Below are 22,376 nucleotides of genomic sequence, written 5' to 3'. Positions count from 1 at the left end.
AAGCGCCTATCTGCCCTAATCGATATCCTCGACCGCCTCGCCGCCGCCATAGACGCGCTGTGCGAGGGAGGCTTCCATGAACTGGTCGAGATCGCCGTCGAGCACGTCCTGCGGGCTGGTCGATTGCATTCCCGTGCGCAAGTCCTTCACCAACTGATAGGGCTGGAGCACGTAGGAGCGGATCTGATGGCCCCAACCGATATCCGTCTTCGCGGCGGCTTCGGCGTTGGCCTTTTCTTCCCGCTTCTTCAGCTCGGCCTCATAGAGGCGCGCGCGCAGCATGTTCCAGGCGGTCGCGCGGTTCTTGTGCTGCGAACGCTCCTGCTGACAGGCCACAACGATGCCGGTGGGGATGTGAGTGATACGAACCGCCGAGTCGGTCGTGTTGACGTGCTGGCCGCCTGCGCCCGAAGAGCGGAACGTGTCGATCCGGCAATCGGATTCCTTGATCTCGATGTTGATGCGGTCATCCACCACCGGATAGACCCACACCGACGCGAAGCTCGTGTGGCGGCGCGCGTTGGAGTCGAAGGGCGAAATGCGCACGAGGCGGTGCACGCCGGACTCGGTCTTCAGCCAGCCATAGGCGTTGAGGCCCTTGATGAGGAGCGTCGCGCTCTTGATGCCCGCCTCTTCGCCGTCGGTGATTTCGAGCAGCTCGACCTTGTATTTGCGGCGTTCGGCCCAGCGCCCATACATGCGTTGGAGCATGTTGGTCCAATCCTGACTCTCGGTGCCGCCTGCGCCGGAATGCACTTCCACGTAGGTGTCGTTGCCATCGGCTTCGCCGGAAAGCAGGGTTTCGACCTGGCGGCGTGCGGCCTCGGCCTGGAGCGCGCGGATCGCCTCCTCGCCCTCGGTAATCGTGCCCTGGTCTTCTTCCATCTCACCGAGTTCGATCAGGGTGATGGCATCATCGAGTTCCTGCTCGAGGCGCTTGATCGCCGTGATCTGGTCCTCGATGGAGGTGCGCTCGCGCATGGTCTTCTGCGCGGCCTCCGCATCGTTCCAGAAATTCGGGTCTTCAGCTTGAGCGTTCAGCTCCGCGAGGCGTCTCTGGGCATTATCCCAGTCAAAGATGCCTCCTCAGCAGCCCGACTGACTGCTTGGTCTCATCTACGAGGTGTTGAATTTCGGCGCGCATTGTCTTGCTTGTTCTGAACTCTGCCAGAGGAATTGCGGTCCCGTTTAAGGGGAGCGTCGCAGGGTGTAAAGAAGCTGGGTCCCTTTTGGAGACCCAGCTTCGGCCTTCTTTTATGGTTTGCGGAGCGGGGCCTAATACAGGCCGCCGGTGCCGACGCCCACCGCCTGCTGCGCTTCCGGCGAGGCGAGCCCCGCTTCCGCAGCCGGATCAGTCGGCGGCATATAGGAATCGGGCGGTGCCGTACCGGGCTTGAACGCCTCGACGATCACACCTCCCGTATCGCCCGGGCCCGCACGGGTGCCGGAACCGGCGTTGATGCGCACGAGCTTGATTCCGGCAGGCACACGGAAGGGCGTCGCGGGCTTGTCCTTGAGCGCCATCTTCATGAAATCGCGGAACACCGGCGCAGCGTAGTGCGCGGCCTGCGCCGTCGCGCCCAGAGAACGCGGCTTGTCGTAGCCGAGGAACACGCCCACTGCGAGGTCCGGCGAGAAGCCCACGAACCACACGTCCTTCGCGTCGTTCGTCGTTCCCGTCTTGCCGGCGAGCGGCTTGCCCACGGCCTTGATTGACTGGCCTGTGCCGCGCTGCACGACGCCTTCGAGGATCGAGGTGATCTGGTAGGCGGTGAGCGTATCGACCACGGACTCGCGGTTGTCCGCGAGCTTGGGCGGCGCATTGCCGTCGAAACGCGGAGCATCACAGCCGGTGCATTGACGGTCGTCGTGACGATAGATCGTCTTGCCGCTGCGGTCCTGAATGCGATCGATCAGGCTCGGCTTGATGCGATGACCGCCGTTGACGAACATGGCGTAAGCCGCCGTCATGCGCATCACGGTCGTCTCGCCGGCGCCGAGCGACATCGAGAGAAGCGGCAGCATGTCGTCGTAGATGCCGAAACGGCGAGCATATTCGGACACCACAGGCATGCCGATATCGCGCGCCAGGCGCACGGTCATGATGTTCTTGGAATGCTCGACGCCGTAGCGCAGCGTGTGCGCGCCCCCGCCGCCATTCTCGAAGTTAGACGGCGTCCAGGCCTCCTGCCCCGGCCCCATGTTGATCGTCAGCGGATCGTCAAGGATCAGGGTCGAGGGCGTGTAGCCGTTGTCGAGTGCCGTCGCATAGACGAGCGGCTTGAAGGCTGAACCCGGCTGGCGCAGGGCTTGCGTCGCGCGGTTGAACTCACTCTGGTCGAAGGAGAACCCGCCGACCATCGCATAAACGCGGCCGGTATTGGGATCCATCGCGACGATGGCCCCGGAGATTTCAGGAACCTGGCGCAGGCGGAACTGGTCCTGCTTGCCGTCGAGCGGCTCGACATAAACCACGTCGCCCGGCGCGAGCACCTTGTCCACCGTGCGGCGGGTCCATTTCACGCCGTCCGCCGTCACGAAGCCGAGTTCGCGCTCCTTGACGATCTGCCCCGACGAATCCTTCTTCGGCTGCAGGCCGATGCGAGCGCGCCCGCCGGAGACTTCGAGCACGACGCCCATGCGCCAGGGCTGCACGTCGGCGAGAGAGGTCACTTCAGCAAGCGCGAGCCCCCACTCGCGGCCGGCAAGCTCGATCTTTTGCTGCGCGCCGCGCCAGCCGCGGGCCTCGTCGTAGCGGACGAGGCCGTCGACCAGGGACTTGCGGGCCATCGCCTGCATTTTCGGGTCGAGTGTCGTGCGGATGGAAAGGCCACCCTCATAGAGCTTCTGCTCGCCGTAGCGCTCGGCGATCTCGCGGCGCACGCCTTCAGCGAAATAGCCGGAGGCGATGCTGTTCGGCGAGACAACGCGCGGAGTGACGTTGAGCGGCTCCTTCTTCGCCGCTTCAGCCTCTTCACGCGTGATGTAGTTGTTCTCCACCATGCGGTCGATGACCCAGTTGCGGCGGCCGATGGCGGCCTGTCGCTGGCGGAACGGGTGATAGTTGTTGGGGGCCTTCGGCAGGGCCGCGAGATAGGCGGCTTCCGCGATGGACAATTCGTGAACCGACTTGTTGAAGTAGTTCAGCGACGAGGCGGCGATGCCGTAATTGCCGAGGCCGAGATAAATCTCGTTGAGGTAAAGCTCGAAGATCTTGTCCTTCGAGAAGGTCGATTCCATCCGCAGCGCGATGAGGGCCTCGCGGATCTTGCGCTCATAGCTGCGCTCGTTGGTGAGAAGGAAGTTCTTCGCCACCTGCTGGGTGATGGTCGAAGCGCCCTGCTCGCGCTTGCCGCCAGAGCTCACATTGGCAATGATGGCGCGCACGATGCCTTCCGGGTCGATGCCCGCGTGCTTGTAGAAATTCTTGTCCTCGGCGGAGAGGAAAGCGGAAACGACGCGTTTCGGAACAGCCTGGATCGGAATGTAGAGGCGGCGCTCGCGGGCATACTCCGCGATCAGGCTGCCGTCCGTCGCGTGGACGCGGGTCATCACCGGCGGCTCGTAATTGGCGAGCTGCGCATGGTCCGGCAGGTCCTTGGAGAAGTGCCAGAAGCCATAGGCTATGATAGCGGCGCCGATCAGGAAAAAGATCGCCCCGACGCTAAACAGAAAGCCGAAAAATCGTAGGATGATGCGCATCCGAGAAAAAGTCCGTTGTCGACGCCTGACGGCGCTCATTTCGCGCTGATTTGGCCACCTGAACCCAAGGCGGGGCAAGCGGCTCCTGTCAGCCCTGCCCTGTTATCCGAGGAATCGCGTGCCCGCTACGGGTATCCACACTGTATCTATGGTAAAACTGCGGCAGGGTCGCGTTTTGCGAACCGTGTGGTGAAAAAACGATCCACCGCGGCCGCGATCGAGGCCGTCGCCTTGGCCCGCCACTCGTCGGAAATCAGAAGATCGTAATCCTGCTTGCTCGACAGGTAACCGAGTTCCAGCAGCACGGAGGGCACATCGTGGGCTCTCAGCACCCAGAACCCGGCCTCGCGCCGGGAATTTTTATTGAGGCGCGCCACGGATTCGAGAGAACTGACGAGATTCGTCGCGAATCCGTGCGAGAAAACCCGCGTCTCGCGTAAAGTCAGCTCCTGGAGGATGTCGGAAACGTCATTCGACTCCTCCTTGGCGTCGACGCCGGCGATGGCATCCGCCTTGTTTTCCCGGTCGGCCAACCGGGCTGAATCCGCGTCGGACGCCCTCTCCGCCCGGGTGTAGACCGTCAGGCCCCGCACGTCCTGACCGCCTGAAAGCGAGTCGGCGTGGATCGAAATGAACAGGTCGGCCTTGCGTTTCTGGGCGAACTTCACCCGGTCGCTGAGGGAAATGAACACGTCGTTGTCCCGGGTCAGCACCACCCTGTAGCGGCCGCCGTCATCGAGCCTCTTTTTCAAAAGCTGGGCAAACGCGAGCACAAGATCCTTCTCGTAGGTGCCGATCAGGGAGGCCGCACCGGGATCGATGCCGCCATGTCCGGGATCGATCACGATGAGCGGACGAGCGTCCTGGTTCGACGCAAGCTCCGGCTCGGAAATCGAGGCTTTGGCCGCCGTCGCGGCCGCGTTGGCGGCAGCCGCGCGGCGATATTCCTCCCGTTCGACCCTCGTCAGCTCGATGGTGAGAAGGTGCGAACCGTCATCCCGCTGCGAAACCTCGGTCGCGGACACGACGGCGGTCTGCGCCAGATCGATCACCACCCTGGACTGGCCGGGGGCGAAAAGGCCGTATCGGAAGGACGCCACAGCCCCAGCCTTCCTGCGTCCCGCCTCCGCGGGAACATGGAACGCCACTTCCGGCAGGTCGACAATGACCCGGTCGGGGCGCTCCATCACGAAGGCGCTGACCGTCACCGGCTTGGAGAGCACCACTTTGAAGCGGGTCTTGGAGGCTTCGCTCTCAAGAATGATGTCGGCGGCCACGGCGGGCGAGCGGTCGGCCTCGGCGGCAATCGGGGCAGGTTTCCCATTGTTCGGCGCAGCAGCAACGGGCCCCGCGCCCCCGGCGAACAGCGCGACGAGCAGGAAAAAGCATGCCAGACGTGAAAAAGAGAGATCGTGCATCCTGAGCCCAGCTTCTCCAGGAGCCCCTCCTACCCCATAGTCCGGATTTGGTTAAGGAAGCTCATCCCCTTTAAAAGTCCGTTGATCCGGGCATGTTGCAACTAGGTCACATCGTCCCAGCATCTTGCCAAATGCCCCAATCGATCTGTAATGATCTCGATCCCGTCCGGCATGGCCGAATCTGACGGCGCCCTCCAGGAGACGATTGTGTTGATCGATCCTGATCTGGGCCGACGTCACTTCCTATAGGCTCGCGGACAGGCTCTATGGCGTAATTTCCGCCGTTTTTCGCCGATGGCCAGCCCTGCTGGCGCATCGTTTTCGAAAGGGCCGTCGTCGAATGGTTGCGCAGGCGAAGTCACTCTTGACTGTCGTGGGAGCACCTTTCGATGCGCGCGATTTCCTTCGCGCCAGCCACTGCCTGACACAATTCAGCATGGTTTCGGCCCGGTTTAACCCAGAATGCGCCCCAACGCGGCGCATGATGGCGACCGTTCGCAATCCTCACGCTTCAGCCCGCCGACTCATTTTCCGGCGCGGCCGCCCGCTAACAGCGCGGCTCCCGCTCAAGGTCTTGCCTCCGGTCGCCATGTCGAGAGTCCAACATGGCAAACAAAATGCTCATCGATGCCTCCCACCCGGAAGAGACCCGGGTTGTGGTGGTGCGCGGCCAGAAGGTCGAAGAGTTCGACTTCGAATCCGCTAGCCGGAAGCAGTTGCGAGGCAATATCTACCTCGCGAAAGTCACCCGCGTCGAACCGTCCCTCCAGGCCGCCTTCGTCGAATACGGCGGCAACCGGCACGGCTTCCTCGCCTTCAGCGAAATCCATCCGGATTATTACCAGATCCCGATGGCCGACCGTCAGGCCCTTCTCGAAGCCGAGGCAGAAGCCCAGCGGGAAGAGGAGCAGGAGGAAGAGCGCCGCCGCAACCGCCGTCGCCGCCCCGCCACCAAGAAGGCGGAAAGCGATGAGACCGTCAGCGGGGCCGTCGAAGAAGGCGCCGAGGGCGCTACTCCCGAGGGCGAATCCGTCGAAGGCGGGATCGCCGAGGGCGAAGCCTTTGATGGCGAGGATACCGGCGCGCTGATCGAGGTCGTCTCCGGCTCGGATGCCGTCGCCACCATCGAAGATGGGATCGAGACGGAAGAAGGCCACGCCGAGGAAGAGTCCGGCGACGAGCACGAGGACCATGAAGACGGCGAGGTCGAGCCTCACCATGTCATCGAGCAGCTCGGCGGCGACGATGCGCACGAGGACATTCCCCAGCGCACGCGCGTCTCGCGCAAGCAGTACAAGATTCAGGAAGTCATCAAGCGCCGGCAGGTTCTGCTGGTTCAGGTCGTCAAGGAAGAGCGCGGCAACAAGGGCGCGGCCCTCACCACCTATCTTTCGCTTGCCGGCCGCTATTCGGTCCTCATGCCGAACACCGGACGCGGCGGTGGCATTTCCCGCAAGATCACCAACGCGGCCGACCGCAAGCGCCTGAAGGAGATCGCTCAGGATCTCGAGGTGCCGGACGGCATGGGCATCATCCTGCGCACGGCGGGCGCCTCGCGCACCAAGCCGGAGATCAAGCGCGACTACGAATATCTGATGCGCCTGTGGGAGAGCGTGCGGGAGCTCACCCTCAGCTCCTCCGCGCCCTCGCTGGTCTATGAGGAAGGTTCGCTCATCAAGCGCGCCATCCGCGATCTCTACAACAAGGACATCGACGACATTCTCGTCTCCGGAGACGAGGGTTACCGCGAGGCCAAGGACTTCATGCGCATGCTCATGCCGAGCCATGCCAAGATCGTCCAGCCTTACCGCGAGCAGCAGCCTCTCTTCGCGAAGCACGGTGTCGAGGCTCAGCTCGACGCAATGTTCTCGAACACGGTCACGCTGAAGTCCGGCGGCTATCTCGTCATCAACCCGACGGAAGCGCTGGTTTCCATCGACGTGAACTCAGGAAGATCCACCCGCGAGCACAACATCGAGGACACGGCCCTGCGCACGAACCTCGAAGCGGCGGAAGAGATTTCCCGTCAGCTTCGCCTGCGTGATCTGGCGGGCCTCATCGTCATCGACTTCATCGACATGGAAGAGAAGCGCAACAACCGCGCTGTCGAGAAGAAACTGAACGAGTGCCTGAAGAACGACCGCGCCCGCATTCAGGTGGGCCGCATCTCGCCCTTCGGCCTGCTTGAAATGTCGCGCCAGCGCATCCGCACCGGCGTGCTCGAATCCTCCTCCGTTCCTTGTGCGCATTGCGCGGGCACGGGCTTCGTGCGCGCGACCCCGTCGGTCGCGCTCAACGTGCTGCGTTCCATCGAGGAAACGCTCATCAAGAATTCCGGCTTCAACCTTACCGTCCGCACGCGGTCGGAGGCGGCGTTCTACATGCTCAACCAGAAGCGCGTTCACCTGCGCGAACTGGAAACCCGCTTCGGCGTCTCCATCACCATCCTCCCCGATGACAGCCTGATGGGCACGACGACCTTCGCCATCGAGCGTGGCGAACCGGCCCTGCGCCTCGAGCACAAGGCCGCCGCAACCGGTGTGCAGATCGACACGATCATCCCCGCCGACGAACTCGCCGAGGCCGAGGAAGCGGAGATCGAAGAAATCGAAGCCGAGGCCGAGGCCGAAGAGGCCGGCCACGGCGAGCGAGACGAAGAAGGAGACGGCCAGGGCCGCCGCCGCCGTCGTCGCCGCCGTCGTCGCGGGCGCGACCGGGAAGGTGCTACCGACGAAGCGCAAGCTCGTGAAGAGGGTGAAGAAGAAGGCGGCGAGGAAGCCGAGGAAGGCGAAGCCACCGCTGCTGAGGGCGAAGAACCGCGGGAAGCGACCGAAGGCGAAGGCTCCGGCGAGCGCCAGGGTCGCCGTCGCCGTCGCGGACGTCGCGGCGGACGGGGCCGCAACCGCGAGGAAGGCGCTCCCCTCTCTGAGGGCGAGGAAGCCACCTTCGCGGATGAGGCTCCGGCTGAAGCGCCTCTCGTTGAAGAGCGCGCGCCGCGCGAGAAACGTGAGCCGCGCGTGGAGCGGCAGCCAGCTCCGGTTCAGGCCGAGCCCGTGGCGGAAAAGGTGGAAGAAGCGCCCCGCGCGCCCATCGTCTCCGAGCCGGAACCCGTCGCCGTCGTGCTGACCCCGGAAGACCCCAATCGCCCGAAGCGGGCCGGCTGGTGGTCCAAGGCCAAGTCGGTCCTCGGCGGATCGTAACCGAAATAAAAAAGCCCCGGTTTTGCCGGGGCTTTTTTTCGCGCCCACCCTTCAGCTTCGTTCTGAATGCGCGCTGGAACCGCCTCGCCTTTCGAGACGCTTCGCTTCTCAGGGTGAGGCTTGGGAAGGGTGAGGTTTTGAGACGAGCATCCTTGTGCGGTTGAGTTTTCCCAAAAGGCCTACTTCAACCACCCCTTCAGCCGCTGCACCGTCTCACGGCAATCGTTCTCCGAGCCCGCGAAGGACAGGCGTAGGTAATGCGCGCCTTCGATGGGGTCGAAATCGAGGCCCGGGGTCGCGGCGATGCCGGTTTCCTCCAGCATGCGCTTGCAGAAGGCGATGGAGTCGTTCGTGTAACGGGCGACATCCGCATAGATGTAGAAGGCCCCGTCCACCGGGTGCATGTCGGTGATGCCGATGCGGGGCAGCTCTTCCAGAAGCAGCGCGCGGTTGCGGGCGTATCCTGCCTTGATCGCCTCACGCTCATCCACCGCATCGAAGGCTGCGAGCGCCGCGACCTGCGAGAGATAGGGCGGCGAGATGTAGAGATTTTGCGCCAGCCGCTCGATGGGGCGCACCAGCCGCTCCGGCACGACGATCCAGCCGATCCGCCAGCCGGTCATGCAGTAGTATTTGGAGAACGAGTTGATGACGACGGCATCATCGTCCGACGTCAGAGCCGTCGAGGCGGGTTCGCCGTAAGTCAGGCCGTGATAGATCTCGTCCGAGACGAACCAGAGGCCCAAGCGGCGGCACGTTTCGCCCAAGGCCGCGAGCGCGGCGCGCCCGATCATCGTGCCCGAAGGGTTCGCCGGGCTCATGGCGAGAATGCCGTGGAGCGGCTTTTCCGCATGGGCCTTCTCAATGGCGTCCGCCGTCATGATCCAGCCGTCGGCCTTGGCGAGAGGGATCGTCGCCGGTTCGATATCGAGCGCCTCGAGAATGTTGCGATAGGCGGGGTATCCGGGCGCGGTGATCGCAACGCGCTGGCCTGCGTCGAAGAGGCTCAGGAAAGCCAGCACAAACCCGGCCGAGGAGCCTGTCGTCACCACCACGCGCTCGGGCGCGATGCTGACACCGTAAGTCTCGCGGTAGTGGCGAGCGATGCGCTCCCGCAAGGGGGCAATCCCGAGCGCCTCGGTATAGCCGATCCGGCCGAGATCGAGGGCGGCCTTGACCGCCTCGCGCACCGCGCGGGGCGCAGGCGCGGAAGGCTGGCCGACTTCCATATGGATGACGCTGTCCCCTCGCCTTTCTTTCGCCGCGGCGGCGCTCAATACATCCATCGCGAGGAAGGACGAAACCCGCTCCATGCGGCGGGCGATGTGGGGACCGGGTGTAGCGACGATCGATTTGCTCATGAAACGCTCGTAGCCTGTCGAACCGCGCCCTTCAACATTTTGACCAACGAAGGCGTGATTTGACGTTTGCCTTGGCAACCCTTTAACCCCTCGTGGAGAATATGTTGCGGGCGTTGCGCGGATTCGTGCCGCCCTCGCCCCGAACGATAGGACTGACGATGCGCTTTTCTCTTCGCCACGCTTTCGGAATGGCCGCTGTTGCGGGAATGCTCAGCCTGGGCGCGCCGGTGCTCGCCCAGAGCACCCAATTCAACGAGGCCCAGCGCCAGGCTATCGGCGACATCGTTCGGGATTATCTTCTCAAGAACCCCGAGCTTCTGCAGGAAGTCATCGCCGAGCTCGAGAAGCGCCAGGCCGACCAGCAGCGCGTGGCGCAATCCGCCGCCATGAAGGAATCCCAAAAGGCGATCCTGAATGCCCCGCATTCCTATGTCGTCGGCAACCCGAACGGCGATGTCACCCTCGTCGAGTTCTTCGATTACAATTGCGGCTACTGCAAGCGCGCCCTCAGCGACCTGCAGGCTCTGACCAAGGCCGATCCGAAGCTTCGCATCGTACTGAAAGACTTCCCGGTTCTCGGCCCGGATTCCGTGGAGGCGAGCCGCGTCGCCCTCGCGGCCAGGAACCAGCTCTCGGGCGACAAGCTCTTTGATTACCACACCAAGCTTCTGGAAAGCCGTGGCCGCGTGAACGGCGACCGGGCCATCGCAGTCGCCAAGGATATGGGCCTCGATATCGCCCGCCTGCAGAAGGACATGAACGGGAACGACGTGAAGGCGGCCCTCGCCGAGAATGCTGACCTCGGCGACAAGCTCGGCCTGACCGGCACGCCCGCGTTCATCATCGGCGATTCCGTGATCCCGGGCGCCGTCGGCCTCGATCCGCTCAAGCAGGTGGTCGCCAGCGTCCGCCAATGCGGCAAGGCGAGTTGCTGACCGGCGAACCCCGGCAAAACCTTGGGAACCCCGTTCTTCGCATGGGATGAACCGTTCAATCCCCTTTCCCAAGGCCCTTCTTTTGGCTAAGAGGGCGTTTCGGCCTCCCTCCGGGGAGGCTTTTCGGAGCGCTTTAAGCCGCGATGACTGCCATCCATGTCCTGAACGGACCCAACCTGAACATGCTGGGCCGCCGAGAGCCGCATATCTACGGGAGCATCACGCTCGCCGAGATTGAACGTCTCGTGCGCGAAAAGGCTGCCAAGGTTGCGGTGAACGTCACCTTCCGCCAGTCGAACCACGAGGGACAACTCGTGGACTGGATCCAGGAAGCGGGGGCGCAAGGAGCAGGAATCGTCATCAACGCCGGCGCCTATACCCACACCTCGATCGCACTCCGGGACGCCATCGCCGGCTCCGGAGCGCCGACGGTCGAGGTCCACCTGTCGAATGTGCATGCGCGCGAGGGCTTTCGCCATCGCTCCTTCATCGCCCCGGTCTGCATCGGCGTGATTTGCGGCTTCGGCCCGATGAGCTACCTCCTCGGGCTTGATGCTGTTCATCAGGTGATGATCGAGCGCGCACGCGCGCAACAGCCTTCGAAACATTGATTCTCAAGATTAAGAGGCCGCCCTATGGCTAAAGACAACCCCTTTGATCCGGATCTCGTGCGTGAGCTGGCGACCCTGATCTCCGATACGGATCTCACCGAAATCGAAGTGGAAAAGGGCGACCTGCGCATTCGCGTGGCGCGCGCCACGGCGACCCAGGTCGCGGTTCCCTATGCTGCAGCCCCCTATCCGACGGCGGCTCCGACCCCCGTTGTCGCGCCCCCGCCCGCAGCCGTCACCGAAGCCGCGCCCGCCGCCGTCAAGTCGGCGTCTCACCCCGGCGCGGTTCTCTCACCGATGGTCGGCACGGCCTACCTGCGCCCCTCGCCTGAGGCGAAGCCCTTCGTCGAGGTCGGCTCCAAGGTCCAGGCCGGGGACAAGGTCCTGCTTATCGAAGCGATGAAGACCTTCAACGAGATCACGGCACCCCGCGCCGGCACTGTGACAGCCATCCATGTGGAAGACGGCTCGCCGGTCGAGTATGGCGAGCCGCTGATCGTCATCGAGTAACGCCGATGTTCGACAAAATCCTCATCGCCAACCGGGGCGAGATCGCACTGCGCATCCTGCGCGCCGCGAAGGAACTCGGCATCGCTACCGTCGCGGTTCATTCCACCGCTGACGCCGACGCCATGCATGTGCGCCTCGCCGATGAGAGCGTCTGCATCGGCCCGCCGGCCGCTCGCGACAGCTATCTCAACATCCCGGCGCTCATCGCCGCCTGCGAGATCACCGGCGCGGACGCGGTTCACCCCGGTTACGGCTTCCTTTCGGAAAACGCCCGCTTCGCCGAAGTGCTGGAGCATCACCACATCGCCTTCATCGGCCCCAAGGCGGAACACATCCGCATGATGGGCGACAAGATCGAGGCGAAGCGCACGGCCAAGCGCCTGGGCATTCCCTGCGTGCCGGGTTCCGAGGGTGGCATCACCGATGAGGCGGAAGCCAAGCGCGTCGCCAAGGACATCGGCTACCCCGTCATCATCAAGGCGGCTGCCGGCGGCGGCGGACGCGGCATGAAGGTCGCGCGGACGGAGGAAGATCTCGTCCACGCCCTCCAGACTGCCAAGACCGAGGCCAAGGCCGCTTTCGGCGACGACGCGGTCTATATCGAGAAGTATCTCGAGAAGCCGCGCCACATCGAGATTCAGGTTCTCGGCGACGGCAAGGGCAACGCCGTGCATCTCGGCGAGCGTGACTGCTCGCTCCAGCGCCGCCACCAGAAGGTATGGGAAGAAGGCCCCTCGCCCGCCCTCAACGTGGAAATGCGCGAGCGCATCGGTGGCATCGTTGCCAAGGCGATGCAGGAACTGCAATACGCAGGCGCCGGCACCATCGAGTTCCTCTACGAGGACGGCGAGTTCTACTTCATCGAGATGAACACCCGCATCCAGGTGGAGCATCCGGTCACCGAGATGATCACCGGCATCGATCTCGTGAACGAGCAGATCCGCGTGGCGGCGGGGCACCCGCTCTCCGTCAAGCAGAGCGACATCAAGATCGAAGGTCATGCCATCGAGTGCCGCGTGAATGCGGAGCATCACGCGACCTTCCGCCCCTCACCGGGCACGATCAGCTATTTCCACCCGCCGGGCGGCCTCGGCGTGCGCGTGGATTCGGCGGCCTATCAGGGCTACCGCATTCCCCCGCACTACGACTCCCTCGTCGGCAAGCTCATCGTCCATGGCCGCACGCGCAACGAATGCCTCATGCGCCTGCGTCGCGCCCTCGACGAGTTCGTGGTCGACGGCGTGGACACCACCCTGCCCCTGTTCCGCACTCTCGTGCGCAACCCGGAAATTCAGAACGGCCAGTATGACATTCACTGGCTTGAGAATTTCCTCAAGACCGGCGGCCTCGAGGAAAACTGAGCCTCACTTCAGGGATGCGCCGCCCCAAGACTGGTGGCGCGTCCCGCTCAAATCCGTGCTAACCTCTCCGGATGAGAGGCGACTCCGTCGAGATCACGCCTGAGATCCTGCTCAAGGCCTATGCGGCCGGCATCTTCCCGATGGCGGAAGATGCCGACGATCCTTCCCTTTTTTGGGTCGAGCCCCGCGAGCGCGGCATTATCCCGCTCGATACGTTCCATGTGGGCAAAAGGCTCGCACGCACCGTCCGCTCCGATACGTTTCAGGTTCGCGTCGATCACGATTTCGACGGGGTGATCGACGGCTGCGCCGCACCTGGACGGGACCGAGAGAAAACCTGGATCAGCAAACGCATCCGCGATCTCTACGGTGCATTGTTCGAGGCCGGGCATTGCCACACGGTCGAGGTGTATCAGGAAGGCAAGCTCGTCGGCGGTCTTTACGGGGTATCGCTGAAGAGCGCCTTCTTCGGCGAGAGCATGTTCCATACAGAGCGAGACGCCTCCAAGGTCGCTCTCGTCCATCTCGTGGCGCGGCTACGTCGCGGCGGGTTCACCTTGCTCGACACGCAGTTCGTCACGCCCCATCTGGCGCAATTCGGCGCCATCGAGATCTCGCGTCGCCAATACAAGCTGAAGCTCCAGGCGGCGCTGGACAAAGACGCCGACTGGCATACGTGGCCACCCGGCAAGATCGTGACCGGGGAAGAGGCCCTCGCCGCGCTCGCCGCGAGCAATCCCTAGCGGTCGTTCGACCGGTTGTTGTTGAGAGCCGGAGTGCGCTGCGCCGGCAGCACCTGCCGCGGCGGGCGCTGCACCGGAGCGGTCTCGACAGGAGCCGCGCCACCGGGAGCCATCAGGCCTCCGGGAGGAGCGATGATACCGGTCGGCTGCTGCCCTTGGCGCGGCGGCTCCTGCTGAATGGGCGGCAATTCCTCGGGCACGTCCTTCGGCTCGGCGATCACTTCCGTGCCGCCTTTGCAATCGACAAGCCAGAGATCGTAAACCGGATGCTCGACGCCGTGCAGGCCAGGGCTCGATGCGAACATCCAGCCGGAGAAGATGCGCTTGTAGTGGCCGTCGAGCCCGACATCATCCACCTCGACGAAGGAAGTGGTGTTCGGATTTTCGTTCGGCGGCTTGGTGAAGCAGGCGCGGGGTGTCATCTGCAGGGAGCCGAACTGCACGGTCTCGCCCACCCCGACTTCGAAGGAAACGATTCGCCCCGTGATCTTGTCGAGGCCGGAGAACAGGGCCGTCGGATTCTTGATCCGATCCGCCTGAGCAGCGCCCGCGCCGAAAACCACAGATGCGAGCACCAAAGAGGCCCGTGTCCAACCGAAATTCATACTGCCTGTCCGCGCCATGTCTCAGCCGGCCAAACGTGGCCGTCTTTGCATTCAGGCAACGCGTTAACACGTCAACAATGTTGGAAAAAGGGCAGTGCACGCGAAAGTTTCGCTGCACGCGCAGTTATCATATAACGTCAGAACATCAGAAAGGTTTTCCTATGCGTCTCCTGCCCTGTGCTCTGGCTTTCGTTTTCGCCTCCCATCTCCCTCTGACAGCCCAAGGTGCGGACCTTGCGCGGCGTGCCTTCATGGGCATCAGCATGACCGCCTTGCCGGAGCAGCACGCGGCAAGCGGATTGCTCCCCAAAGGCGAAGGCATCCTGATCGAGCGGATCATTCCGGGGTCGAGCGCCGAGAAGGCGGGCCTTCTGAAGGGCGACGTTCTGGCGAAGATCAACGACGACGCCATTCGTTCGAGCGCGGACGTCATCGGCGTCGTCCGCGCGAACCGCGCCGGTGCGGCGTTACGGCTTTCGCTGATCCGGGACGGCAAGCGCGAAGAGCGCATCGTGCAACTGATCGGCCAGCCCCTCGAAACCACCGAGGGCTTCGAGACGATTTATGAGGCGGTCGATGTCGAGGGCGTGCTTCGCCGAACCATCGTCACGAAGCCGCCCCGCGACGGCAAGCAACCGGCAGTTTTGTTCGTCGGGGGCGTCGGTTGCTACAGTATGGACTATCCCTTCGACGAGAAAGCCAATTATCGACAGATCCTGTCCTCCCTCACCCGCCAGGGCTTCGTGACGATGCGCGTGGAGAAAAGCGGCATGGGCGACAGCGAGGGCGCTCCTTGCTCGCAAGTCGATATGCTCACGGAAGTCAAAGGCTATGTGGCGGGCCTGAAGGCCCTGAAGGCGAAGCCTTTCGTGAATGCCGACAAAGTCTTTATCGTCGGGCACAGCATCGGCGGCATCGTCGGGCCGCTCGTCGCGGATGAAGAGCCGGTGCGCGGCATCGTCGCCATGAGCACCATTGGCAGCACCTGGTTCGAGTACGAACTGATAAACCGCCGCCGCCAGCTCAAGCTTGCAGGGACGGAGCCGCAGAAGATCGGCCGCCAGATGCAGTTGAAGCAATGGTGCATGAACGCGCTTCTCATCGAGCGCCAGCCTCGTGCGCAAATCCTGGAGAAGCGCCCCGAATGCGCGGCGGAAATGGAGATCCCCTCCTCCGATTCCTATCTGCAGCAGATCGCGGCCCAGGATCTTCCGGGCCTTTGGACGCGGTTGAAACCGGACACGCTCCTCATCTACGGCAGCGCCGATTTTCTCACGAGCTCGGATGAGCACCGCGAGATCCTGGACGTGCTCAACGCGGCCCGGCCGGGATCGGCGACTTTCGTCGAGATCGCCGACATGGATCATTACTTCTACAAGATGAAGGACCAGAAGGAGAGCTTCCTCGCCCGCAGGGAAGACAGGGGCGGCGAAGTTCATACCGAACTCGGCAACATCATCGGCAGCTGGCTGAAGGAACGGATATGACCGCGCCCCTCCCCGTTTCGAACGACGCCGCGCGGCAACAGCTCGGGTTTCTGAGCCTTGCCGATACGCTGGCTTTGGCGAACAGGGGCGTGATGATCCTCGACCCGTCCTCGACGCTGATTTCACCCGGCGTGGATATCGGTGCGCTTGTGATTTTCTGGCCGGGGACGGTCGTTCAGCGATTGGGTCAGTCCTCGATCACCATCGGCAACGGCACTGCGCTCTTTCCAGGAACGCGCATCGTCGCCGATGGCGGAACGGTCGCCATCGGTGCGTTGGCCGAGATCGGCGAGGAAGGCGGCTTTACCGTGAAGGCCGAGGCAGGCGCTGCGATCACTATCGGCAACACGGCGCGCCTTCTCGGGGGCGGCTCTCTCACCTTGTCGAATGACATCGGGAATGGCGCGCAGATTCTCGGGCCGATCCGTTGCCAGAATTGCGCGCTCGGCAATGGCGGCGATTACCGCGAACCCGATCCCGACCGGCGCGGCGGCGTCCTGAAAGGCTCCGGCGTGGCGCGAAATCTCCATGTCTCGCAAGGACATGTGATTCAATCCTTCGACCTTTTCGCGAACGCCCCGCTGAGACGGCAGACGGAGTTTCACCCGAAACCGGGCGCTTAGTGCGTCAACCTGGGTACGGCGCGGGACTAGCCCTTCGGGAACGTCTCGTCCGCCGGCTCGGCCATCGGGCGGCCTTCTTCGTTGCGCCGCTTGAAGTGCGCCACGGAACAGGCGTGCGAGCACAGCACGCCCTCGTCGGTCCAATAGGCCGGTCCCTTTTCGATCCGGCCGGCATGATAGGTAAAATCGGGATCGCCGTAGAGGCGTCCGCATTCCAGGCAGCGGCGTTGGCTCAGGCGGTTCAACATGGGGCTGCCTCGACCGGAAGAATTACTCGCCCGGCGTCCAGGGCACGTAATCGCCCGTCGCAGCCGGGCGCTGGCCGGAGGCGAGTTGCGAACCGGCGGGGCGATAGGCCTGCGGCGTACCGGTGAGATTCGGGATATGCCCCTTTTCCCACTCGCGCGGCTGATACTTGTCCTCGCTCGGCGGAACGTTCTCATTGTGGGTGAGCCAAGCGCGCCAGCCGGGGGGCACGCGGGAGGCATCGGCATCGCCGACATAGATCACCCAGCGGCGCTCCGTCCCGACGGACCGGTCGATCAGCGGTCCCTGTGCGCGGTAGTATTTGTTGCCGAACTCATCCTGCCCCACGAACTGCCCGCGGCGCCACGTATAGAATCGTGTGCCGAGCGTCTGGCCGTTCCACCAGGTAAAGAACTGAAGCCAAAACTGTTTCATCGCTGCCGCCGAAGGTTCGTCGAAAATCGCGCGGAATATGGCTTCGCAACGGCACGAAGTCCAGCCTTTAGCGCATGGTGCGACGCTGCCCGCGAGAGAGCGCCCAAGCGAGGGAGAATCGCCGAACGATTCCCCATCCCACCCGTCGAAGCGCCGTGCAGACGATTCTCCTAACATCTGCCGACACTTGGTCCCGAATCCGGATATCGCCCATCAGAAACCGAGCGCTAAATCACATCCGATAAGCATTAGACATGACGTATGGGCACTTGTGGCTTCCGGGACGCACTTCGCGATGTCCGATCAACCGGAGGACAAAATGCCGAATGTGGAATCTCGAAGGAGTCTCCGAGGCTTAGCGGCGACTTTCAACGCTATCCACAATTTACACAGAAAACACTATATGTAGTTTTTGGCGGGGCCCGATGACACAAGTTCTTGACGTCACACGGCAGTCACGACTAGCTTGGAAACGTGCCGACCCGAGACCGGCAGCCGACCTGAAAGGGCCGGCCAACACCCTTCCAAAGGCAAAGCGTCGCACCCTCGCGGAAATATTGCATCGCGAGAAGAAAGCGGCCCTGGAAGCGGCCCAAACTCGGGCGTTGCATGTGTGGCGTAGCCCTCAAAGAGGGTTCGTCGGGGCGTCAAAATATTGTGGGCTGAGGAGCCGCGCGACAGTCGCGGCCCGGGGACTTATTGTCTCCCTTATAAGGAACTGACTGATGCGGATCGAGCGGCGTTACAGCAAGCTTGGGCAATCGCCCTATTCTTCCATCGCCTTCCGTCTCGCGACGAGTGAAATTCGCAATCCGGACGGCTCGGTCGTCTTCCGGCTTGAGAACATCGAAGTGCCGGAGACCTGGAGCCAGGTGGCCTCCGACGTCCTCGCCCAGAAGTATTTCCGCAAGGCGGGCGTCCCCGCGCACCTGAAGAAGGTTGAAGAGAACAACGTTCCTTCCTGGCTGTGGCGCTCGGTGCCGGATGAGGCGGCGCTGGCCAAGCTGCCGGAAGACAAGCGCTACGGCTCCGAAATCTCTTCCAAGCAGGTCTTCGACCGCCTCGCCGGCTGCTGGACCTACTGGGGCTGGAAGGGCGGCTATTTCTCCTCCGAGGAGGACGCTCAGGTCTTCTTCGACGAGATGCGCTTCATGCTCGCGAACCAGATGGTCGCGCCGAACTCGCCGCAGTGGTTCAACACCGGCCTGCACTGGGCCTACGGCATCGATGGCCCCGGCCAGGGCCACTATTACGTGGACTACAAGACCGGCAAGCTGACGAAGTCGAAGTCGTCTTATGAGCATCCGCAGCCGCATGCCTGCTTCATCCAGGGCGTCGAGGACGATCTGGTGAACGAAGGCGGCATCATGGACCTGTGGGTCCGTGAGGCACGCCTGTTCAAGTACGGCTCGGGCACAGGCTCCAACTTCTCCAAGCTGCGCGGCGAAGGCGAAAAGCTTTCCGGCGGCGGCCGCTCCTCCGGCCTCATGTCCTTCCTGAAGATCGGCGACCGCGCGGCGGGCGCGATCAAGTCCGGCGGCACCACGCGCCGCGCGGCGAAGATGGTGGTGGTCGACGTCGATCACCCGGACATCGAGGCCTATATCGACTGGAAGGTGAAGGAAGAGCAGAAGGTTGCTGCTCTCGTCGCCGGCTCCAAGCTCGGCAACAAGCACCTCAAGGCGATTCTGAAAGCCTGCGTGAACTGTGAGGGACAGGACGACGCCTGCTTCGATCCGGAGAAGAACCCGGCCCTGAAGCGCGAGATCAAGATGGCGCGCCGCGTCATGATCCCGGACAACTACATCAAGCGCGTCATCCAGTTCGCCAAGCAGGGCTACACGGATATCGACTTCCCGATCTACGACACGGATTGGGATTCGGAGGCCTATCTCACCGTCTCAGGCCAGAACTCCAACAACTCGGTCTCGCTGACGGACGACTTCCTGCGCGCCGTCGAGGCCAATGGCGACTGGAACCTCACCGCCCGCAAGGACGGCAAGGTCATCAAGACCATCAAGGCCCGCGACCTGTGGGAGCAGATCGGCTTCGCCGCCTGGGCATCCGCCGATCCCGGCCTGCACTTCAACACCACCATGAACGACTGGCACACCAGCCCCGCCGGTGGCCGCATCCGGGCGTCGAACCCCTGCTCGGAATACATGTTCCTGGACGACACGGCCTGTAACCTCGCCTCCGCGAACCTGCTGCAGTTCTACGACCGCGAAACGAAGACCTTCGACGCGAAGTCCTACGAGCATGCCTGCCGCCTGTGGACCGTCGTTCTCGAAATCTCGGTGATGATGGCGCAGTTCCCCTCCAAGGAAATCGCGCAGCTCTCCTACGAATACCGCACGCTGGGCCTGGGCTTTGCCAATATCGGCGGCCTGCTCATGACGATGGGCCTGCCTTACGACTCGGCGGAAGGCCGCGCGCTCTGCGGCGCGCTCACCGCGATCATGACCGGCGTGTCCTACACCACCTCGGCGGAAATCGCGGGCGAGCTCGGGCCGTTCCCGAACTACGCCAAGAACGCGAAGCACATGCTGCGCGTCATCCGCAATCACCGCCGCGCGGCGCATGGGCACGACACGGGCTATGAAGGTCTGAGCGTCAACCCGGTTCCGCTCGATCACGCCTCCTGCCCTGATCAGAACCTCGTGACGCACGCCAAGGCTGCGTGGGACAAGGCGCTCGAACTCGGCGAGAAGCACGGCTACCGCAACGCGCAGGCCACCGTGATCGCGCCGACGGGCACCATCGGCCTCGTGATGGATTGCGACACCACCGGCATCGAGCCTGACTTCGCCCTCGTGAAGTTCAAGAAGCTCGCTGGCGGCGGTTACTTCAAGATCATCAACCGCGCCGTGCCGGATGCGCTCCGCGCCCTCGGCTACCGTGAGGCGGACATCGCGGAGATCGAGGCTTACGCGGTGGGCCACGGCTCCATGCGCCAGGCCCCCGCCATCAACCCGACGACGCTTGCCGCGAAGGGCTTCACAGACGAGAAGATCGAAGCGGTCGAGAAGGGCTTGAAGAGCGCTTTCGACATCAAGTTCGTCTTCAACAAGTGGACGCTCGGCGAGGACTTCCTCACCGGCACGCTGAAGGTCCCGGCCGAGAAGCTGAATGAGGCGTCGTTCGACCTCCTCACCTTCCTCGGCTTCTCGAAGGCCGATATCGAAGCGGCGAACATCCACATCTGCGGCGCGATGACTCTCGAAGGCGCGCCTCACCTCAAGACCGAGCACTACGCGGTATTCGATTGCGCCAATCCGTGCGGCAAGATCGGCAAGCGCTATCTGTCGGTGGAGAGCCACATCCACATGATGGCGGCGGCGCAGCCCTTCATCTCGGGCGCGATCTCCAAGACCATCAACATGCCGAACGACGCCACCGTCGAGGACTGCAAGAACGCCTACATGCTCTCCTGGCGTCTGGCGCTGAAAGCCAACGCGCTCTACCGCGACGGCTCCAAGCTCTCGCAGCCGCTCAACTCGGCCCTCATCGCCGATGAGGACGAGGATGCGGAGGATGCCGTCGAGGCTCTCGTCGCCCTGCCCGCCGCCGCCAAGGCCGCGAATCTCTCGGAGAAGATCGTAGAGAAGATCGTCGAGCGCGTGGTGAAGGTGCACGAGCGCGAGAAGATGCCCGACCGCCGCAAGGGCTACACCCAGAAGGCCGTCGTCGGCGGCCACAAGGTGTACCTGCGCACGGGCGAATACGACGATGGCAGCCTCGGCGAGATCTTCATCGACATGCACAAGGAAGGCGCGGCCTTCCGTGCGATGATGAACAACTTCGCCATCGCCATCTCGCTCGGCCTGCAATACGGCGTGCCGCTGGAGGAATACGTGGAGGCCTTCACCTTCACGCGCTTCGAGCCCGCGGGCTTCGTGCAGGGCAACGAGCGCATCAAGAGCGCGACGTCGATCCTCGACTACGTATTCCGCGAGCTGGCCGTGTCCTATCTCGGGCGCAACGATCTCGCCCATGTGGACCCGTCGGAAGCCGGCCCCACCACCATCGGCCAGGGCGAAGCGCAATCGAAGGCTCCCGAGCCCGCACCGGCGACGACCGTCGTCTCCCGCGGCTTCACCCGCGGCAATGTCGACCGCCTGATGCTGATCCCCGGCGGAGCCGCCATCGCCCGCGCCGCGGCCCCCGCCGTGGCCCTTGCCACCACGGGCGCAGCCGCCCTCAAGAGCGAGCTGGTGCAGGAAACCGTCGGCGAAGCGGAAATCGCCAAACTCGCCTTCACCGCCCCCGCAGCCACCCCTTCCCTCGCTGACAAGCGCGCCGAGGCGAAGATGAAGGGTTACGTGGGCGAAGCGTGCCCGGAGTGCGCGAACTTTACGCTGGTTCGGAATGGGACGTGCTTGAAATGCGATACGTGCGGAAGCACGACGGGGTGCAGTTAACTTCGTTGACAACACCTAATTGTGCCGAAACTGAAAGTTTGGGCAGATTTCAGCGAAGTCTGCCCGCAAGTGACTGCATAGTCTGTCCGTAGGTGAGAATAGATGCAAGGTTAGTGAGGCTCGCCAAGGAGTTTGCGCTCACACCTCCCAAAGTTGGACTCATCCGTCACTCAGAAAATGACTAGGATGGTCGCAACCACCTGGCGCGTCTCAAAAGAAGCCGAAGCCCCCGCCTCACCTAATGAGGCGGGGGCTTCGTTTTGCCGGATGGCAGCTCTCGCCAAATTGGGGGCCTCGAGAGGAATACGCTTACTGGGATGCAGGTCATGTGCCAGGCTTGCTTGCCGTTCGATGCCAGCGTTCTGTTCACGTGAACAAAATTCTGAAAGCCAGCCAAGATCCCACTTATCAAGCGCGCGTACGTGCTGAAGAGCTTGAAAACTTCCGCAAACGACGCAAACGAAAGGCCGCCTCTCGGGCGGCCTTTCTTATGGACGGCTGGCAGGAACGTTCTTCTCCATGAACCCTCCAGACTTCGAGGCCGCGCGACTTCCGCGCGGCAACTCGATTCTGAAGGATCGGGCCCAAAGGACATACGGACTAAGCAATTGGCTTGGTCGGAAGTCCGGAGATGAGCTTCTACTTTATGCTTACTGTAGCGATTGAGGTTGAATATCTGGGCCAGCACAGCCATGTTTTGCGAGGGGACGGGGGCGAT

The 22,376-nt window shown here is 63.2% G+C and carries 16 protein-coding genes; 9 read left to right on the top strand and 7 right to left on the bottom strand.

The features are described 5' to 3' along the window. Positions 1-15: 15 nt before the first annotated feature. The 3 genes from prfB to DQW91_RS12915 form a co-directional block, all read right to left on the bottom strand. Positions 16-1,144 (bottom strand): peptide chain release factor 2 gene (prfB, locus tag DQW91_RS12925; RefSeq protein WP_112664060.1). Its coding sequence is split into 2 segments (ribosomal slippage): positions 16-1,074 and positions 1,076-1,144, totalling 1,128 coding nucleotides; the frame shifts between segments, so codons are not numbered across the junction. A gap of 131 nt (positions 1,145-1,275) precedes the next feature. Next, the gene (locus DQW91_RS12920; protein WP_112664059.1) at positions 1,276-3,702 is read right to left on the bottom strand and encodes a penicillin-binding protein 1A; all 2,427 of its coding nucleotides are present in this window, start codon (positions 3,700-3,702) and stop codon (positions 1,276-1,278) included. 146 nt (positions 3,703-3,848) lie between these two features. Continuing rightward, on the bottom strand, positions 3,849-5,120 hold the full coding sequence (locus DQW91_RS12915) for an N-acetylmuramoyl-L-alanine amidase (protein ID WP_112664058.1): 1,272 nt from the start codon (positions 5,118-5,120) through the stop codon (positions 3,849-3,851). Positions 5,121-5,725: 605 nt separating this feature from the next. Here DQW91_RS12915 and DQW91_RS12910 point away from each other — a divergent pair. Beyond that, the gene (locus DQW91_RS12910; protein ID WP_112664057.1) at positions 5,726-8,320 is read left to right on the top strand and encodes an Rne/Rng family ribonuclease; all 2,595 of its coding nucleotides are present in this window, start codon (positions 5,726-5,728) and stop codon (positions 8,318-8,320) included. A gap of 179 nt (positions 8,321-8,499) precedes the next feature. Here the strand turns inward: DQW91_RS12910 and DQW91_RS12905 are convergent, their stop codons facing one another. Further along, positions 8,500-9,681 carry a pyridoxal phosphate-dependent aminotransferase gene (locus tag DQW91_RS12905; protein WP_112664056.1) on the bottom strand — a complete coding sequence of 394 codons (1,182 nt, stop codon included), beginning with the start codon at positions 9,679-9,681 and terminating at the stop codon, positions 8,500-8,502. Between the two features lie 158 nt (positions 9,682-9,839). Between DQW91_RS12905 and DQW91_RS12900 the strand changes: the two genes are divergently transcribed. From DQW91_RS12900 to aat, 5 genes are all read left to right on the top strand, one after another. Then, positions 9,840-10,616, top strand: a complete 777-nt coding sequence (locus tag DQW91_RS12900) for a DsbA family protein (RefSeq protein WP_112664055.1) — start codon at positions 9,840-9,842, stop codon at positions 10,614-10,616. A gap of 143 nt (positions 10,617-10,759) precedes the next feature. Then, positions 10,760-11,227, top strand: a complete 468-nt coding sequence (gene aroQ / locus DQW91_RS12895) for a type II 3-dehydroquinate dehydratase (RefSeq protein ID WP_112664054.1) — start codon at positions 10,760-10,762, stop codon at positions 11,225-11,227. Between the two features lie 24 nt (positions 11,228-11,251). Then, a complete protein-coding gene (gene accB / locus DQW91_RS12890; RefSeq protein ID WP_112664053.1) occupies positions 11,252-11,737 on the top strand; it encodes an acetyl-CoA carboxylase biotin carboxyl carrier protein in 486 nt (161 codons plus the stop codon). 5 nt (positions 11,738-11,742) lie between these two features. Further along, the gene (gene accC, locus DQW91_RS12885; protein WP_112664052.1) at positions 11,743-13,098 is read left to right on the top strand and encodes an acetyl-CoA carboxylase biotin carboxylase subunit; all 1,356 of its coding nucleotides are present in this window, start codon (positions 11,743-11,745) and stop codon (positions 13,096-13,098) included. A gap of 71 nt (positions 13,099-13,169) precedes the next feature. Further along, on the top strand, positions 13,170-13,841 hold the full coding sequence (gene aat, locus DQW91_RS12880) for a leucyl/phenylalanyl-tRNA--protein transferase (RefSeq protein WP_112664051.1): 672 nt from the start codon (positions 13,170-13,172) through the stop codon (positions 13,839-13,841). Here the strand turns inward: aat and DQW91_RS12875 are convergent. Next, positions 13,838-14,446, bottom strand: a complete 609-nt coding sequence (locus DQW91_RS12875) for a DUF2155 domain-containing protein (protein WP_245411020.1) — start codon at positions 14,444-14,446, stop codon at positions 13,838-13,840. The two genes, aat and DQW91_RS12875, sit on opposite strands and share 4 nt — an antisense overlap. Before the next feature lie 251 nt (positions 14,447-14,697). On the opposite strand from DQW91_RS12875, the gene DQW91_RS12870 reads away from it, so the two are divergent. Together DQW91_RS12870 and DQW91_RS12865 are read left to right on the top strand one after the other, a co-directional pair. Then, positions 14,698-15,933: an alpha/beta fold hydrolase gene (locus tag DQW91_RS12870; RefSeq protein WP_198411865.1), complete on the top strand. Its 1,236-nt coding sequence runs from the start codon at positions 14,698-14,700 to the stop codon at positions 15,931-15,933. Beyond that, positions 15,930-16,556 carry a hypothetical protein gene (locus DQW91_RS12865; protein ID WP_112664048.1) on the top strand — a complete coding sequence of 209 codons (627 nt, stop codon included), beginning with the start codon at positions 15,930-15,932 and terminating at the stop codon, positions 16,554-16,556. The genes DQW91_RS12870 and DQW91_RS12865 overlap by 4 nt, the downstream gene beginning before the upstream one ends. A gap of 26 nt (positions 16,557-16,582) precedes the next feature. Here DQW91_RS12865 and DQW91_RS12860 read toward each other — a convergent pair whose 3' ends face one another. Together DQW91_RS12860 and DQW91_RS12855 are read right to left on the bottom strand one after the other, a co-directional pair. Then, positions 16,583-16,804 (bottom strand): hypothetical protein, encoded by a 222-nt coding sequence (locus tag DQW91_RS12860; RefSeq protein WP_112664047.1) that lies wholly within the window; start codon positions 16,802-16,804, stop codon positions 16,583-16,585. A gap of 22 nt (positions 16,805-16,826) precedes the next feature. Continuing rightward, a complete protein-coding gene (locus DQW91_RS12855) occupies positions 16,827-17,237 on the bottom strand; it encodes an NADH:ubiquinone oxidoreductase subunit NDUFA12 (protein WP_112664046.1) in 411 nt (136 codons plus the stop codon). A gap of 725 nt (positions 17,238-17,962) precedes the next feature. Between DQW91_RS12855 and DQW91_RS12850 the strand changes: the two genes are divergently transcribed. After that, positions 17,963-21,658, top strand: a complete 3,696-nt coding sequence (locus DQW91_RS12850; protein WP_112664045.1) for a vitamin B12-dependent ribonucleotide reductase — start codon at positions 17,963-17,965, stop codon at positions 21,656-21,658. Positions 21,659-22,376 lie beyond the last annotated feature (718 nt).

This window comes from Microvirga flavescens (assembly GCF_003290125.1).
GTDB lineage: Bacteria > Pseudomonadota > Alphaproteobacteria > Rhizobiales > Beijerinckiaceae > Microvirga > Microvirga flavescens.
The sequence above is the reverse complement of the archived record's forward strand: the minus strand, read 5'-3'. Positions and strand labels throughout refer to the sequence as shown.